The 12,098-nt window shown below is 65.1% G+C and carries 18 protein-coding genes and 1 other RNA gene; 11 read left to right on the top strand and 8 right to left on the bottom strand.

Annotation, left to right across the window (positions count from 1 at the left end):
* Positions 1–13 precede the first annotated feature (13 nt).
* The 3 genes from ASF31_RS05695 to ASF31_RS05705 are packed head-to-tail and all read left to right on the top strand — an operon-like array spanning position 14 to position 1,140.
* The gene (locus tag ASF31_RS05695) at positions 14–286 is read left to right on the top strand and encodes a phosphoribosyl-ATP pyrophosphohydrolase (protein WP_235551258.1); all 273 of its coding nucleotides are present in this window, start codon (positions 14–16) and stop codon (positions 284–286) included.
* Positions 283–810, top strand: a complete 528-nt coding sequence (locus tag ASF31_RS05700) for a dihydrofolate reductase (RefSeq protein ID WP_055753740.1) — start codon at positions 283–285, stop codon at positions 808–810. Before ASF31_RS05695 ends, ASF31_RS05700 begins: the two co-directional genes overlap by 4 nt.
* Before the next feature lie 9 nt (positions 811–819).
* Positions 820–1,140 (top strand): YbjQ family protein, encoded by a 321-nt coding sequence (locus tag ASF31_RS05705; protein ID WP_039243695.1) that lies wholly within the window; start codon positions 820–822, stop codon positions 1,138–1,140.
* A 19-nt stretch (positions 1,141–1,159) separates the two neighbouring features.
* Here ASF31_RS05705 and ASF31_RS05710 read toward each other — a convergent pair whose 3' ends face one another.
* Positions 1,160–2,257, bottom strand: coding sequence for an NADH:flavin oxidoreductase (locus tag ASF31_RS05710; protein ID WP_055753741.1), 1,098 nt, complete (start codon positions 2,255–2,257; stop codon positions 1,160–1,162).
* 76 nt (positions 2,258–2,333) lie between these two features.
* Positions 2,334–3,401 (bottom strand): Mrp/NBP35 family ATP-binding protein, encoded by a 1,068-nt coding sequence (locus ASF31_RS05715; protein WP_055753835.1) that lies wholly within the window; start codon positions 3,399–3,401, stop codon positions 2,334–2,336.
* A gap of 74 nt (positions 3,402–3,475) precedes the next feature.
* Here ASF31_RS05715 and miaA point away from each other — a divergent pair, with 74 nt between their 5' ends.
* The 3 genes from miaA to ASF31_RS05725 all read left to right on the top strand — a co-directional run bounded on the left by miaA (position 3,476) and on the right by ASF31_RS05725 (position 5,313).
* Positions 3,476–4,348 (top strand): tRNA (adenosine(37)-N6)-dimethylallyltransferase MiaA, encoded by an 873-nt coding sequence (miaA, locus tag ASF31_RS05720; protein ID WP_055753836.1) that lies wholly within the window; start codon positions 3,476–3,478, stop codon positions 4,346–4,348.
* Between the two features lie 10 nt (positions 4,349–4,358).
* Positions 4,359–4,728: a transfer-messenger RNA gene (gene ssrA / locus ASF31_RS14270) on the top strand.
* 111 nt (positions 4,729–4,839) lie between these two features.
* Positions 4,840–5,313 carry an SspB family protein gene (locus tag ASF31_RS05725; RefSeq protein ID WP_017504863.1) on the top strand — a complete coding sequence of 158 codons (474 nt, stop codon included), beginning with the start codon at positions 4,840–4,842 and terminating at the stop codon, positions 5,311–5,313.
* A 6-nt stretch (positions 5,314–5,319) separates the two neighbouring features.
* Here ASF31_RS05725 and ASF31_RS05730 read toward each other — a convergent pair whose 3' ends face one another.
* Positions 5,320–5,700, bottom strand: a complete 381-nt coding sequence (locus tag ASF31_RS05730) for a RusA family crossover junction endodeoxyribonuclease (protein ID WP_369814630.1) — start codon at positions 5,698–5,700, stop codon at positions 5,320–5,322.
* Complete coding sequence (locus tag ASF31_RS05735; protein WP_200918570.1) at positions 5,676–6,329, bottom strand: peptidylprolyl isomerase; 654 nt, start codon at positions 6,327–6,329, stop codon at positions 5,676–5,678. Before ASF31_RS05735 ends, ASF31_RS05730 begins: the two co-directional genes overlap by 25 nt.
* A 61-nt stretch (positions 6,330–6,390) precedes the next feature.
* On the opposite strand from ASF31_RS05735, the gene fumC reads away from it, so the two are divergent.
* On the top strand, positions 6,391–7,782 hold the full coding sequence (fumC, locus tag ASF31_RS05740; RefSeq protein WP_055753743.1) for a class II fumarate hydratase: 1,392 nt from the start codon (positions 6,391–6,393) through the stop codon (positions 7,780–7,782).
* A gap of 63 nt (positions 7,783–7,845) precedes the next feature.
* Here fumC and ASF31_RS05745 read toward each other — a convergent pair whose 3' ends face one another.
* A complete protein-coding gene (locus tag ASF31_RS05745; RefSeq protein WP_055753744.1) occupies positions 7,846–8,232 on the bottom strand; it encodes a YccF domain-containing protein in 387 nt (128 codons plus the stop codon).
* Positions 8,233–8,328: 96 nt separating this feature from the next.
* On the bottom strand, positions 8,329–8,568 hold the full coding sequence (locus ASF31_RS05750) for a DUF2171 domain-containing protein (RefSeq protein WP_039243689.1): 240 nt from the start codon (positions 8,566–8,568) through the stop codon (positions 8,329–8,331).
* Positions 8,569–8,741: 173 nt separating this feature from the next.
* On the opposite strand from ASF31_RS05750, the gene ASF31_RS05755 reads away from it, so the two are divergent.
* On the top strand, positions 8,742–9,977 hold the full coding sequence (locus ASF31_RS05755) for a patatin-like phospholipase family protein (protein ID WP_235551259.1): 1,236 nt from the start codon (positions 8,742–8,744) through the stop codon (positions 9,975–9,977).
* A gap of 2 nt (positions 9,978–9,979) precedes the next feature.
* Entirely contained in the window at positions 9,980–10,168 is a 189-nt protein-coding gene (locus ASF31_RS05760) for a DUF4169 family protein (protein WP_055753746.1), read from the top strand.
* A gap of 4 nt (positions 10,169–10,172) precedes the next feature.
* On the opposite strand, the gene ASF31_RS05765 is transcribed toward ASF31_RS05760, so the two are convergent.
* Entirely contained in the window at positions 10,173–11,057 is an 885-nt protein-coding gene (locus ASF31_RS05765; RefSeq protein WP_055753747.1) for a DMT family transporter, read from the bottom strand.
* Between the two features lie 106 nt (positions 11,058–11,163).
* On the opposite strand from ASF31_RS05765, the gene ASF31_RS05770 reads away from it, so the two are divergent.
* Together ASF31_RS05770 and ASF31_RS05775 are read left to right on the top strand one after the other, a co-directional pair.
* The gene (locus ASF31_RS05770; RefSeq protein WP_055753748.1) at positions 11,164–11,571 is read left to right on the top strand and encodes a YbaY family lipoprotein; all 408 of its coding nucleotides are present in this window, start codon (positions 11,164–11,166) and stop codon (positions 11,569–11,571) included.
* Complete coding sequence (locus ASF31_RS05775) at positions 11,568–11,792, top strand: ribbon-helix-helix domain-containing protein (RefSeq protein ID WP_055753749.1); 225 nt, start codon at positions 11,568–11,570, stop codon at positions 11,790–11,792. The genes ASF31_RS05770 and ASF31_RS05775 overlap by 4 nt, the downstream gene beginning before the upstream one ends.
* Before the next feature lie 19 nt (positions 11,793–11,811).
* Here the strand turns inward: ASF31_RS05775 and ASF31_RS05780 are convergent, their stop codons facing one another.
* Positions 11,812–12,075 carry a hypothetical protein gene (locus tag ASF31_RS05780; protein ID WP_156355899.1) on the bottom strand — a complete coding sequence of 88 codons (264 nt, stop codon included), beginning with the start codon at positions 12,073–12,075 and terminating at the stop codon, positions 11,812–11,814.
* Positions 12,076–12,098 lie beyond the last annotated feature (23 nt).

The following is a 12,098-nucleotide window of genomic DNA, read 5'->3' on the forward strand; positions in this document are numbered from 1 at the left end:
TTTGTCCGCGTCGGTGCTTCGCATCTCCGACATCTATGCCGCCGAACACGGTATCGACCGCGACCGCGACTGGGCCTTGCTCAAACTGCAGGAAGAGCTTGGCGAACTGACCGCCGAGCACCTGCGTCTGACCAGCCGAGCGAGAGGCGCGCCCGACAGACAGGCGCTGGGTGACGAGGCGGCGGATGTGCTGGGGATGCTGCTGATCTACTGCGCGCGGGCGGGTGTCGATCTGGATCAGGCCATGCAGCGCAAATGGCTGAAGTGGCTGGAGCCGAATGTATGACCGTTCCTCTTATCGCCCTGGTCGTCGCGCGTGGACGCAATGGCGTCATCGGTCGCGACGGCGACCTGCCCTGGCGGCTCCGCAGCGACTTGCAGAGGTTCAAGGCCATCACCGTGGGCAAGCCCTGCCTGATGGGCCGCAAGACTTGGGAGAGCCTGCCGCTAAAGCCTCTGCCGGGTCGGCTGAACATCGTGCTGACGCGTGACGAATCCTACGAAAGCGACGGCATGTCCAAGGGCGCGCTGGTCTGCGCCACCCTGGACGAGGCCATCGAGATCGGGCGCGAAACCGCCGAGGACGATGGCATCGAGGAGATCTGCATCATCGGCGGCACCGCCCTGTTCGAGGCGTCCCTGCCCCGCGCGAGGCGACTGTACGTCACCGAGGTCGAGGCCTCTCCCGAAGGCGACGCCGTTTTTCCATCATTCGACGAAACCGCCTGGGTCGAGGTATCGTCAGAATCGCACCCGGCGGGCGAGAAGGACGACCACGCCTTCACCTTCCGCATTCTTGAACGGCGCTAGGAGAAACAGATGTACGTCACCACGACCAACGACCTGCCCGGCTTTCGCGTCACCCGCCACATTGGCCTGGTGCGCGGTGTCACGGTGCGCTCGCGCAACGCCATCTCCGACGCCATCGGCGGGGTCCAGTCGATGCTGGGCGGCCGCGTCGGCGCCTATGTGAAGCTTGCTGAGGCCGGGCGTCAGGAAGCCTATGACGAACTGGTCAAACACGCCCAAGCCCACGGCGCCAACGCCATCCTGGCCGTCCGCTATGACGCGACGGAGATCATGCCGGGCGTGACCGAGGTGCTGTGCTACGGCACGGGCGTGATCGTCGAGCCGGCATGACCGGCTCGACGTTTCCCGATCAGGACAGAGTCATCAGGTCGGAACGCTCGAAGTTGCGCAGCTCGTCTTCACGACCGTCGCGGATCTTGGCGACCCACTGAGGATCGGCCAGCAGTGCGCGGCCGACGGCGACCAGGTCGAACTCCTCGTTCTCCAGACGGCGCAGCAGACCGTCCAGCGAGGCGGGCTTTGAACCCTCGCCGCCGAAGGCCGCGATGAACTCGCCGTCCAGGCCGACGGACCCGACGGTGATCGTGGGCTTGCCTATCAACTTCTTGGTCCAGCCGGCGAAGTTCAGGTCCGAGCCTTCGAATTCCGGCTCCCAGAAGCGGCGCTGAGAGCAGTGGAAGACATCGACGCCGGCGTCCGACAACGGAGTCAGCCACTCGACCATCTGTTCCGGCGTCTCGGCGATGCGGGCCGTGTAATCCTGAAGCTTCCACTGCGACAGGCGCAGGATGACGGGAATGTCGTCGCCGACGCCTTCACGCACCGCTTTCACGACCTCGGCGCCGAAGCGGGCGCGATCCGCGATGGTCGGTCCGCCCCAGCTGTCCTCGCGCGCATTCAGGCCGCCCCAGAAGAACTGGTCGATGAGATAGCCATGGGCGCCGTGGATTTCGACGGCGTCGAAGCCGAGGTCGCGAGCCGCGCGGGCCGACCGGCCGAAAGCGGCGATGGTGTCGGCGACATCTTCCTCCGTCATCGGCTCCAGCTTGGTCTTGCCCGGCATGGTCATGCCCGACGGGCTGTCCACCTTGCCCAGCGGCGCCCAGTCATCGCCGCGTCCGCGCGCCGAGCCCACGTGCCAGATCTGCGGCGCGATCAGACCGCCGGCGGCATGAACCTCTTGCACCACGGACTTCCATTCCGGCAGCGCTTCGCCGTGGAAAACCGGAACATTGGCGTCGTTGCGCGCCGCCGGACGCTCGACGACCGTGCCTTCGGTCACGATCAGGCCCACCCCGCCCTCGGCGCGACGGCGATAATAGGCGGCGACGTCGGAGGTCGGGACGCCGTTCGGCGAGAAGGACCGCGTCATGGGCGCCATGACGATGCGGTTGGGCAGGGTCAGCCCCTTGATCGCGAAAGGGCTGAACAGGGCGTCGAGGCTCATCGTATCTCCTTGGGTATCTGTAGCACCCAAGGTGGCGAACAGGGTTGCGTTTGAAAACCCCTTGCCTCCGCTTTTTCTAAATCCCGAGCGCCGCCGAGACGCGCGCGGCTATTTCGGCGAAGCGGCCGGCGATAGCACCCTGCGGATCGGTTGCGACAGGCGGTCGTCCGGCATCGCCGCCCTCTCGGAAGGCGGCGTCCAGCGGCAAGGCGCCCAAAAACGGGATGGATAAGCGCTCGGCCTCGGCTTTGGCTCCGCCTTCACCAAAGACTGGCCCGCTCATGTTCTCGATCAGGCCAAACGTCGGGACATTGACGCGCTGGAACAAGGTGTGGGCACGTCGCGCATCGGCCAGAGCGACTTCCTGCGGCGTCGACACGATCACCGCCCCATCCAGCGGCGTCTTTTGGATCAGGGTCAGCTGGACGTCGCCCGTGCCCGGCGGCAGATCGACCACCAGCACGTCCAGCGGCGCATCAGCCGTTCCCCAACGCGTCTGTGTCAGCATCTGCGTGATGGCCTGCGACGCCATCGGTCCACGCCAGATCATGGCGTCGTCCATCTTGGTCAAAAGGCCAACCGACATAGCCTTCAGCCCGTGGGCGACGTGCGGCACGATGGCGCCGTCCTCGTAGGCGGGCTGACCACTGATGCCCAGCATGGTCGGCAGCGACGGCCCATACACATCGGCGTCGAGAATGCCGACCGAAAGCCCGCGCGCCGAAAGCGCAGCGGCCAAATTTACGGCGACGGTGGACTTGCCCACCCCGCCCTTGCCGCTGGCGACGGCCAAGACGCGGCGGACATGGGCCGGACGATCGGTTGGTACGGGCGCCTTGGCGCGGCCCTGATCGACCGCCGCCTTTGACAGGCTCGCCGTGCGCGGCGCAGCAACCGGCTTGGTCTCGGCGGTTAGAATGACCGAAACGCGCGCCATGCCGGGAATGGCCTTCAGCGCAGCCTCCGCCGCGTCACGGACCGGGGCGTAGGCGGCTGCTTGAGTGCGATCGACTTCCAGAGCAAACCCCGCGCGATCCTCAGCCACGACCAGACCCTGAACCAGACCGGCGGCGACCAGCCCCTGGCCGGAAACCGGATCGATGATGGCGTCGAGGGCGGCGATGACGGCGGAGCGTTCGACCAAGGCGGTCTCCAAGGGACTTGCAGGCGATGATGCGCGCGTTCTATCGCCCTCAAACCCGTCCCGCGAGCCACGATTTGTCCCAACCGCCCTCAATCACCCTGATCGCCGGCCCGACCGCCTCGGGCAAGTCGGCGCTCGTGCTGAAGATGGCGCGCGAAACGGGCGCGGTGATCATCAACGCCGACAGCCAGCAGCTCTACGCCGACCTGCGTATCCTGACGGCCCGCCCCTCGGCAGAAGATGAAGCTCAGGCCGACCATCGACTGTATGGCGTCGCAGACGCCGCCGACGCCTGGTCGGTCGGACGCTGGAGCCGCGCGGTAATAGCGTTGCTCGACGAACTCCGAGATCAAGGCCGGCCGGCCATTTTGGTGGGGGGAACCGGCCTTTATTTCACCAGCCTGACGCGCGGCCTGGCCGATATTCCTGCGGTGCCGAGCGCGGTGCGCGATCAGATGGATGCCGACTACACGGCGCTCGGCGAGTCAGCTTTTCGCCGGCGCCTGGCCCAGATCGATCTTGAGGCGGCGCAGGCCATCGAACAGGGAGACCGACAGCGACTGGTGCGAGCCATGAGCGTTTTCATCGCCAGCGGTCGTGCGCTGAGCGCCTGGAAGGCCGACACTCAGCCCTTGTTGGCGCCGGATTCATGGACCGGATGGGTCAGGGAGCCTGAGCGCCAGCAACTCTATGCAAACTGCGACCAGCGCGTTGACCTGATGATTGATCAGGGAGCGATATACGAAGTCCAAGCCCTCTTGGACCGTGGCTTGAACCCCGCCCTGCCCGCCATGAAGGCGGTCGGGGTCAGAGAACTGGCCGCCTACCTGTCCGGCGATCTGGCCCGCGACGACGCGATCGCCGCCCTTAAACAAGCTACCCGCAACTACGCCAAACGTCAGTTGACGTGGTTCCGAAACCAGACGCCGGAGTGGAGCCGCGCCTGAGTGCAATCCGGCGCTTGGAATGCCTCACGGCTGCGCCTATATTCGTCTGGTCCGGTTTCGGCCGGACTATAGCGATAAACGCGCTTGTAATAAGCGGACCGGACCCGGGTGCGATTCCCGGCGGCTCCACCAACTTTCTCCCCGCGTTATCGGCGGAGGCAGCATGGGGCCGACTAGCATCGACGGACGTGTAAAGAGGATTGCTTTCGCTCGTCCTGGCCCACCGTATCGGGCCATTTTCTAACTGCGAACGATAACTTCGCTGGAGAAGTCGCTCTCGCCGCGTAATGCGGTTCGAGTGATTTCGAATCTTAAGTCCTAGGGGTTCAGATCCCTGGGCGGGGCCCGTCGGGGGGCCTGGCAACAGAACCCCCGGCACTTTCCAAAAGATGATCGGGAGCTTGGCGCCAGAATCCCGGCGCTTTACCTTCATGACACCTTTCGCCTACGGCCCTGCGCCGCTATCAGTCGCGCTCTGATGTGAGGTGACGATGAGCGACCAGGCCCCTCCGGTCGATGAGATGCGGTACGAACAGCTGGCGCAGGAAGCCCTGCGCGGCGTCATGCGCGCCGCGCTGGAACGCGTGCTGGCCGAGGGCCTGCCCGGCGCCCACCACTTCTACATTACCTTCAAGACGCGCGCCGTCGGCGTCAGCGTTGCCCCCGACATTCTGGCGAAATATCCGGAAGAGATGACGGTCGTTCTGCAGCACCAGTACGACGACCTGCGCGTCGAGCCTGAGCGTTTCTCGGTCAAGCTGCGCTTCGGCGGCATGCCCAAGAGCCTGGTCATCCCCTATTCCGCGATCACGCGCTTCTACGATCCCAGCGTCCAATTCTTGCTGCAGTTCGAAGACCCGCAGCTTCTGGACGAGGTCGAAGACGAGCCGACCCCGCCCCAGGACATGCCGCCGATTTCGGACGGCCCCAAGGTCGTTTCGCTGGACCAGTTCCGCAAGAAATAGCCGCCGTCAGTCCTTGCGTGGATAGGAGCGGATCAGGATCCGCTCTCTTTCGCCTTCGCGTCTTTCGACCAGCAGCCGCGCGACCTGAGCGTCGTCGTGGAAAAGGTAGCCCTTGATGGAGTCGAGCAAGGCCTTGGCCAGGTTGTCGAGGTCCATCCACGGCGGCTCGCCGACATGTTCCATGCGGATTTCGACGACATGATCGCCCCATGACGGCCTGGCTCCGCGCCATTCCTTGCGCATGAACTCATAGACCAGCGGCTTGTAGTATTTGGCCTGGGTCGTCAGGCCGTCGATAACGAGCTCGACCGCATCGCCATCCTCGCGCGCCCTTACCTTGCCGGTCCCGATCCAGCCGGCGGTCACGGTCGCATCGACTTTATGCAGACGGCGGGCGCAGCATCCAGCAAGCGCGCAGAGCGGATCGTTACGGGCGGCGTAAGCTGCTCCTCAGAATTCGCGGGCATCCGCTGGATTCTGCGCGCGACATCCAGCCCTTCGACCACAGCGCCGAATGCGGCGAAGCCCTGACCGTCAGGATTCCGCCCTCCGCCAAAGTTCAGGCTCGGCGTATCTTGTGTGACGATGAAGAAACTGGATGTGGCGCTGTCCGGTCCGTCCCGCGCCATGGACACCGCGCCGGCCGTATGACGCAGGCCAGTGTCTCGTGTCCGTTCGAGAATGATCGGCGGCCGCGAGGCGTCGTCGCTGCCGCGTGGCGTCGCCGCCTGGATTACGTCGATGGGATAGCGGCTGGCGGTATTGGTATCGCGGTTGACCGTTCGGAAGAACGTGCCCCCATCATAATCACCGGTCACGACGTAGCCGATGAAGTTGCATGTCGTGATCGGCGCGACGGCTGCATTCAGCGCCAGCACAATCGTGCCGGCGGTCGTATCGAGCGCAACGCGGGGCCTTATGGGTTCAGGCTGAACAGTCGCGAAGCCCGCCAGCGCCGACAGCGCCGCCACGGCGATCAGCCCTCGTCTCATATCCGCGCTCTTCTTGCCCTGCATGGCTCTCGTGCTACACCGCCGCGCAACCCATCGCCACGCCTGAGAGACGAGATTTACGCGCATGAGCAACGTCCGCACAGAGACCGACACCTTCGGCCCGATCGAAGTCGCCGCCGACCGCTACTGGGGCGCTCAGGCGCAGCGGTCGCTGGGCAACTTCAAGATCGGTTGGGAGAAGCAGCCCCTGCCGGTCGTGCGCGCCCTGGGCATCGTCAAGCGTGCGGCCGCCGAGACAAACCGCGACTTGGGCAAGCTGGATCCGGCCCTGGCCGACGCCATCATCAAGGCCGCCAATGAGGTTATCGAAGGCAAGCTGAACGACCACTTCCCGCTGGTGGTCTGGCAGACGGGTTCGGGCACCCAATCGAACATGAACGCCAATGAGGTGATCTCGAATCGCGCGATCGAGATTCTGGGCGGCGAGATGGGCTCGAAGAAGCCGGTCCACCCCAACGATCACGTCAACATGAGCCAGTCGTCCAACGACACCTATCCCACGGCCATGCACGTCGCCTGCGCCGAGCAGGTGGTCAACGACCTGATCCCGGCCTTGAAACATCTGCACGCCGCGCTGGACGCCAAGGCCAAGGCCTGGGGCCACATCATCAAGATCGGCCGTACCCATACCCAGGACGCCACGCCTCTGACGCTGGGCCAAGAGTTCGGCGGCTATGCGCAACAGGTCGAGAACGGCATCAAGCGCATCGAACAGACGCTGCCGGCCCTGATGGAACTGGCGCAGGGCGGCACCGCCGTCGGCACCGGTCTGAACGCGCCCATCGGCTTCGCCGAGAAGGTTGCGGCCCAGATCGCCGAGATCACCGGCCTGCCCTTCACCACGGCCCCGAACAAGTTCGAGGCCCTGGCCGCCCACGACGCCATGGTCTTCAGCCACGGCGCCATCAACACAGTCGCCGCCAGCCTGTTCAAGATCGCCAACGACATCCGCTTCCTGGGTTCCGGCCCGCGTTCGGGTCTGGGCGAACTGGCGCTGCCGGAAAACGAGCCGGGCTCGTCGATCATGCCGGGCAAGGTCAATCCGACGCAATGCGAAGCCCTGACCCAGGTCTGCGTCCAGGTGTTCGGCAACAACACCGCCCTCACCTTCGCCGGGTCGCAAGGCCATTTCGAGCTGAACGTCTACAACCCCGTGATGGCCTACAACTTCCTGCAGTCGGTGCGCTTGGTCGCCGACGCGGCGATCAGCTTCACTGACAACTGCGTGGTCGGCATCGAGGCGCGCGAGGACAATATTGCGCGCGGCCTGAACAACTCGCTGATGCTGGTCACCGCTCTGAACGGCAAGCTGGGCTATGATCTGTGCGCCAAGATCGCCAAGACCGCGCACAAGAACGGCACCACGTTGCGCGAAGAGGCTGTCGGCGGCGGCTATCTGACGGACGCGGAGTTCGATGAAGCCGTGCAACCGGAGAAGATGATCTCGCCGGGCTGATCCTATCTCAGGACGAGATTTTTAGAACGCCGACGTCGTCTGACGTCGGCGTTTTCGTTTGGGTCAGGTCTTGTCGCGGATGGTGCGTCCGACCGGCGCCAGCGCCAGCTTGGCCAGTTCGAGATCCTTCAGCGCAAACGGAATGCCGATGATGGAGACGAACTCCGCCACGGCGATGATCAAATGCGTCAGGGCGATGTACCAGCCGGCCACGACGAACCAGACGACGTTCAACACGACGCCGACACAGCCTGCGACGGGATGCGTGTCCTGCCACACGATCTCGCGGCCGAAGGGACAGAACGAATAGCTGGCGATGCGCCACGCCGCGAACGTCCACGGCAGGCCGACGACGGTCAGCGCCAGGATCGCGCCGCCCAGCAGCCACAGAAGGCCGGAAATCCAGCCGCCGAAGATGAGCCAGAGGATATTCAGGATCAGGCGCATCAAAACAGGCTCCAATGTCGCCCAATGCGACTTACCTCAGATAAGCAAAAGGCCCCGCTCGTGCAGCGGGGCCTTTATTAAATCGGCGTCAGATCGGCCTTAGTGCGGCTTCTCGGTCCAGCGCGCCTTGGCGTCATCTTGGGTCAGGCTCAGATGGACGTGCTTGTCATCGACCCGTTCGACCCAGCTGACCGGGATCATGTGGTGCTTGAAGCCGCCGGCGAAATCCAGCTTCGCCAGCTCGATCTGGTCGCCCAGGACGTGATCGACCCGGCCCACGTGACCGCCGTCCGAGCCAACGACTTCGAGATGTTCCTTGATGAGCGAAACGTCGACCATGTGTATCTCCAACAGTTTGGTTTGTCCTGCCGATGAGAACACGCCCGGCCTGCGACGGTTTCAAACCGCGACGCTTGTCATCGCCTTGATGACAGGATTGCCAAGGACGCGGTAGAAGCCGGCGTTCACACGGAACCGGAACTCGAGATATGCGGCGGATTGGATCAGGCCTGTTGGGCGTCCTCATGGCCCTGGCCTTGTCGGCGTGTGGAACGCTGGATCGCCCGACCGGCCCCCTCCGGATCACCGACGGCACGCTCGTCAAGGCGGAAGACCCTCGCATCCGCGCCAGCGACAGCGCGCGCCTGCAGGCCTTCACCCAGGAAATCGGTCAGCGACTTCGGCCCGACAAACCAACCTCGATCCTGGCGCTGTCTGGCGGCGGCGCAAACGGGGCCTACGGCGCCGGGCTTCTGGTCGGTTGGACCGAACAGGGCGATCGCCCCGCGTTCGATGTCGTCACCGGCGTCAGCACGGGGGCGCTTGCCGCTCCGTTCGCCTTTCTTGGATCGGATTGGGACGACGAACTTCAGCACGCCTATACCAGCGGCGCCGCCAGCAATTTGCTGAGCTGGCGCAGTTTCGCCGCCTTCCTGAACCCGAGCCTGTTCTCGTCACAAGTCCTGCGCAATCTGGTGGACGAGAACGTCACCCCTGAACTGATGCAGGCCGTCGCGCGCGAGCACGCCAAGGGCCGACGCCTGCTGGTGGCGACGACCGATCTGGACAGCGAGGAAACCGTCATCTGGGACATGGGTCTTTTGGCGACCCAGGGCGACGAGAACGCCCGCGAACTGTTCAAGGAGGTGCTGGTCGCCTCAGCCAGCATTCCCGGCGTCTTTCCTCCTGTGCTGATCGCCGGGCTTCAGGACGACGACAAGGTGGTTCTGGAAATGCACGTCGACGGCGGCGTCAACACGCCGTTCCTGGCTATTCCTGAAGACCTGATGCTCTGGACCCGCCCAAAGGACGAAGGCCGCGTCGGCGCCCTCTATGTGATCGTCAACGGCCAGGTCGGCCGCAACGACGGCGTTACGCCCGGCCGCCTGTCGGGGATCCTGGCGCGGACCTATGACAGCATGAGCAAGTCGTCGCTGCGCATCCATTTGGCGGTGACGGCGGCGTTCGCGCGGCGCAATGGGCTGGACATGGCGCTGTCGGCCATTCCAGACAATGTCGCCGCCTCCAGCCTGAAGTTCGATCAGGAGACCATGACGGCCATGTTCGAACTGGGGCGTCAGCGTGGACGCGGCGCCGATGCCTGGACCCGGCTGGGCGAGCGCCCGGCGGACCAGCCCTTCATCCCCCAGACGACGATTTCGGAGTCTCAGGTGCCGGCTGTGCTGGCGCCCGAGCCCTCGGCCAAGCCGCCGGCCGATGCGCCCCCCGCCGAAAAGCCCAAGGCGTAGTCATGGGCGAGATCATCAATCTAAACCGAGCGCGAAAGACCCGCGCCAAGGCTGAAGACAAGGCGTTGGCCGCCGCCAACCGCTTGGCCCATGGACGCTCCAAGGCCGAGAAGACCCTGTCCGCTCTTGAGCGTCAGCGCGCCCAGAAGCAGCTGGACGGTCAGAAGCTGGAGCCGAAATCCGACGACTGACGGCTCAGGCCTTGGGCGCGCGAATCAGCATGACCTGCCCCGCCAGCACAAGCGCCAGGCCGATCACGGCGCTCGAGCCGAAACGCGCGCCCTCGAACAGCACCGACACCAGCATGGCGATGGGCGGCGTCAGAGCCGAGATGTAGCTGGCCAGGGCATAGCCGCGTTGGCGCGCGATGGTGAAGTACAAGCCGAACGCGATCACCGACCCGAACAGCGAGAGATAAAGCAGCGACAGGGCATAGTCCGGCGTCGGCTCGATCTGCCACGTCACGCCGGTCGCCATGCCGTACAGCGCCAACATGGCTGTGCCATAAGCCATCGCCCAGGACGTGGCGGCCATGACGGGCGCGCCCGCCTGCTGTCCCTTCCAGGCGAACCAGTTGCCGAGCGCCGAAGCCAGTACAGCGGTTAGCGCGAAAAGGACGCCCAGCTCCGGATTGAGCCCAGCGCCGGCCGCAGTGATCTGGCCGTAGGACAAGACCCCGACGCCCATGACGCCCAGTACTGCGCCGATCCACGCCGCTGGCGCCGCCTTCTGTCCACCCAGCAGCCGAAATAGGATCAGGTTCACAAAGGCCAGGGCGGCGAAGATCACCGCGACCACAGCCGACGCCACCTGCCCTTCTGCGGCATAGACGAAGCCATAGCTGACCGCGAAGACGAAGGCGCCCTGTCCGATGGCGGCCAGATGCTGGCTGCGCGTCAGACGCAGCGGCCGTCGCGTCACGGCGCAGAAGGCGAACAGCACCGCCGACGCCAGACCAAACCGCCAGACGATGGAGACGATGGAATCAACCGGCCCCAGCTGCAGGGTGATCGCGTACCAGGTCGTGCCCCAGATCAGGGCGCAGATGGTGATCGCAGCGATCGCAAAGGGGCGGCTCAAAGGTTGATCTCCGACGGTGGACGGCCCGCATAACACGCCGTGACGCCACGCGCCCTCACGTCTTGCGCCTGAGTGTGACACACTGGGCGCCTCGAAGGAGATCGCCATGCGAAACGCCCCCCTGATCCTGCCCGCCGCTCTGGTCTTGGCTGCCTGCGCCGCCACGCCGGACGTGACGACCGGAACGACGATGGTGAACGTAACGGCCACCTATCGCGAACGGATCATGCTGCCGCCCGGCCATGTCCTGACCGTCAGGGTTGAGGATGTCAGTCTGGCCGACGCGCCCGCCAAGGTTCTCGCCGAAACACGAGAGCCGCTGACCGGCGCCCCGCCCTATCGCGTCACCCTTGGCTTTCCCACGTCTCAGATCGATCCACGCCACACCTATGCCGCGCGCGCCGAGATCCGAGACGCGGCCGGCGCCTTGGTCTTCGTTACGGACACCCGCCACGCGATCCTGACGAACGGCGCGCCGGCCTTGGCCGAGATCGTGCTGAAGTCCGCGCGTTGAGCAGCCTCAGCAAACGTTCGGTCGCGCTCGCCGGCCATGCCACGTCGGTGGCGTTGGAGCCGGAGTTCTGGGCCGTGCTGGATCGGATCGCAGCGGCCCGCAGCCTCAGCAAGGCGCAGCTACTGGCCGAGATCGACGCCGGTCGTGGCCGACGTCCCCTCGCCTCTGCCTGTCGCCTGCTGGCGCTGAACTGGGTGGCGGATCATGGACGTCAAACGTGAACGCCGCCTGGAGAATCGGCTAGTCGCTGCGGCCGCGCCTGCCATGGTCGTCTATCGCTTCCGATCGACTGATCAACTGCACCTCATCTGAAGGGGCGTCGCCCATTTCGACGACCGCCACCCAAATCGCCATGATGGCGAACATCGCGGTCATGCCCAAGGCAAAGGCGATCCAGCCCGCCCGCCCGTTCGGCTTGCGGCGCGTCGGCCTTGGCTGGTGATCGTCGTGCTGCATTGCAGCTAGGAACCGACCCTCGCCCGCACGGTTCCGACCTTTCGTCATACGCGGCCCTGACATTGCCGCGC

Origin of the sequence: Brevundimonas sp. Leaf280 (genome assembly GCF_001422455.1) — a bacterium.
GTDB lineage: Bacteria > Pseudomonadota > Alphaproteobacteria > Caulobacterales > Caulobacteraceae > Brevundimonas.

Coding starts and splice junctions, on each gene's coding strand:
- ASF31_RS05780 (WP_156355899.1), bottom strand. CDS start 12,075: ATGACGAAAGGTCGGAACCGTGCGGGCGAGGGTCGGTTCCTAGCTGCA.
- ASF31_RS05760 (WP_055753746.1), top strand. CDS start 9,980: ATGGGCGAGATCATCAATCTAAACCGAGCGCGAAAGACCCGCGCCAAG.
- fumC (WP_055753743.1), top strand. CDS start 6,391: ATGAGCAACGTCCGCACAGAGACCGACACCTTCGGCCCGATCGAAGTC.
- ASF31_RS05705 (WP_039243695.1), top strand. CDS start 820: ATGTACGTCACCACGACCAACGACCTGCCCGGCTTTCGCGTCACCCGC.
- ASF31_RS05710 (WP_055753741.1), bottom strand. CDS start 2,257: ATGAGCCTCGACGCCCTGTTCAGCCCTTTCGCGATCAAGGGGCTGACC.
- ASF31_RS05725 (WP_017504863.1), top strand. CDS start 4,840: ATGAGCGACCAGGCCCCTCCGGTCGATGAGATGCGGTACGAACAGCTG.
- ASF31_RS05735 (WP_200918570.1), bottom strand. CDS start 6,329: ATGCAGGGCAAGAAGAGCGCGGATATGAGACGAGGGCTGATCGCCGTG.
- ASF31_RS05700 (WP_055753740.1), top strand. CDS start 283: ATGACCGTTCCTCTTATCGCCCTGGTCGTCGCGCGTGGACGCAATGGC.
- ASF31_RS05750 (WP_039243689.1), bottom strand. CDS start 8,568: ATGGTCGACGTTTCGCTCATCAAGGAACATCTCGAAGTCGTTGGCTCG.
- ASF31_RS05770 (WP_055753748.1), top strand. CDS start 11,164: ATGCGAAACGCCCCCCTGATCCTGCCCGCCGCTCTGGTCTTGGCTGCC.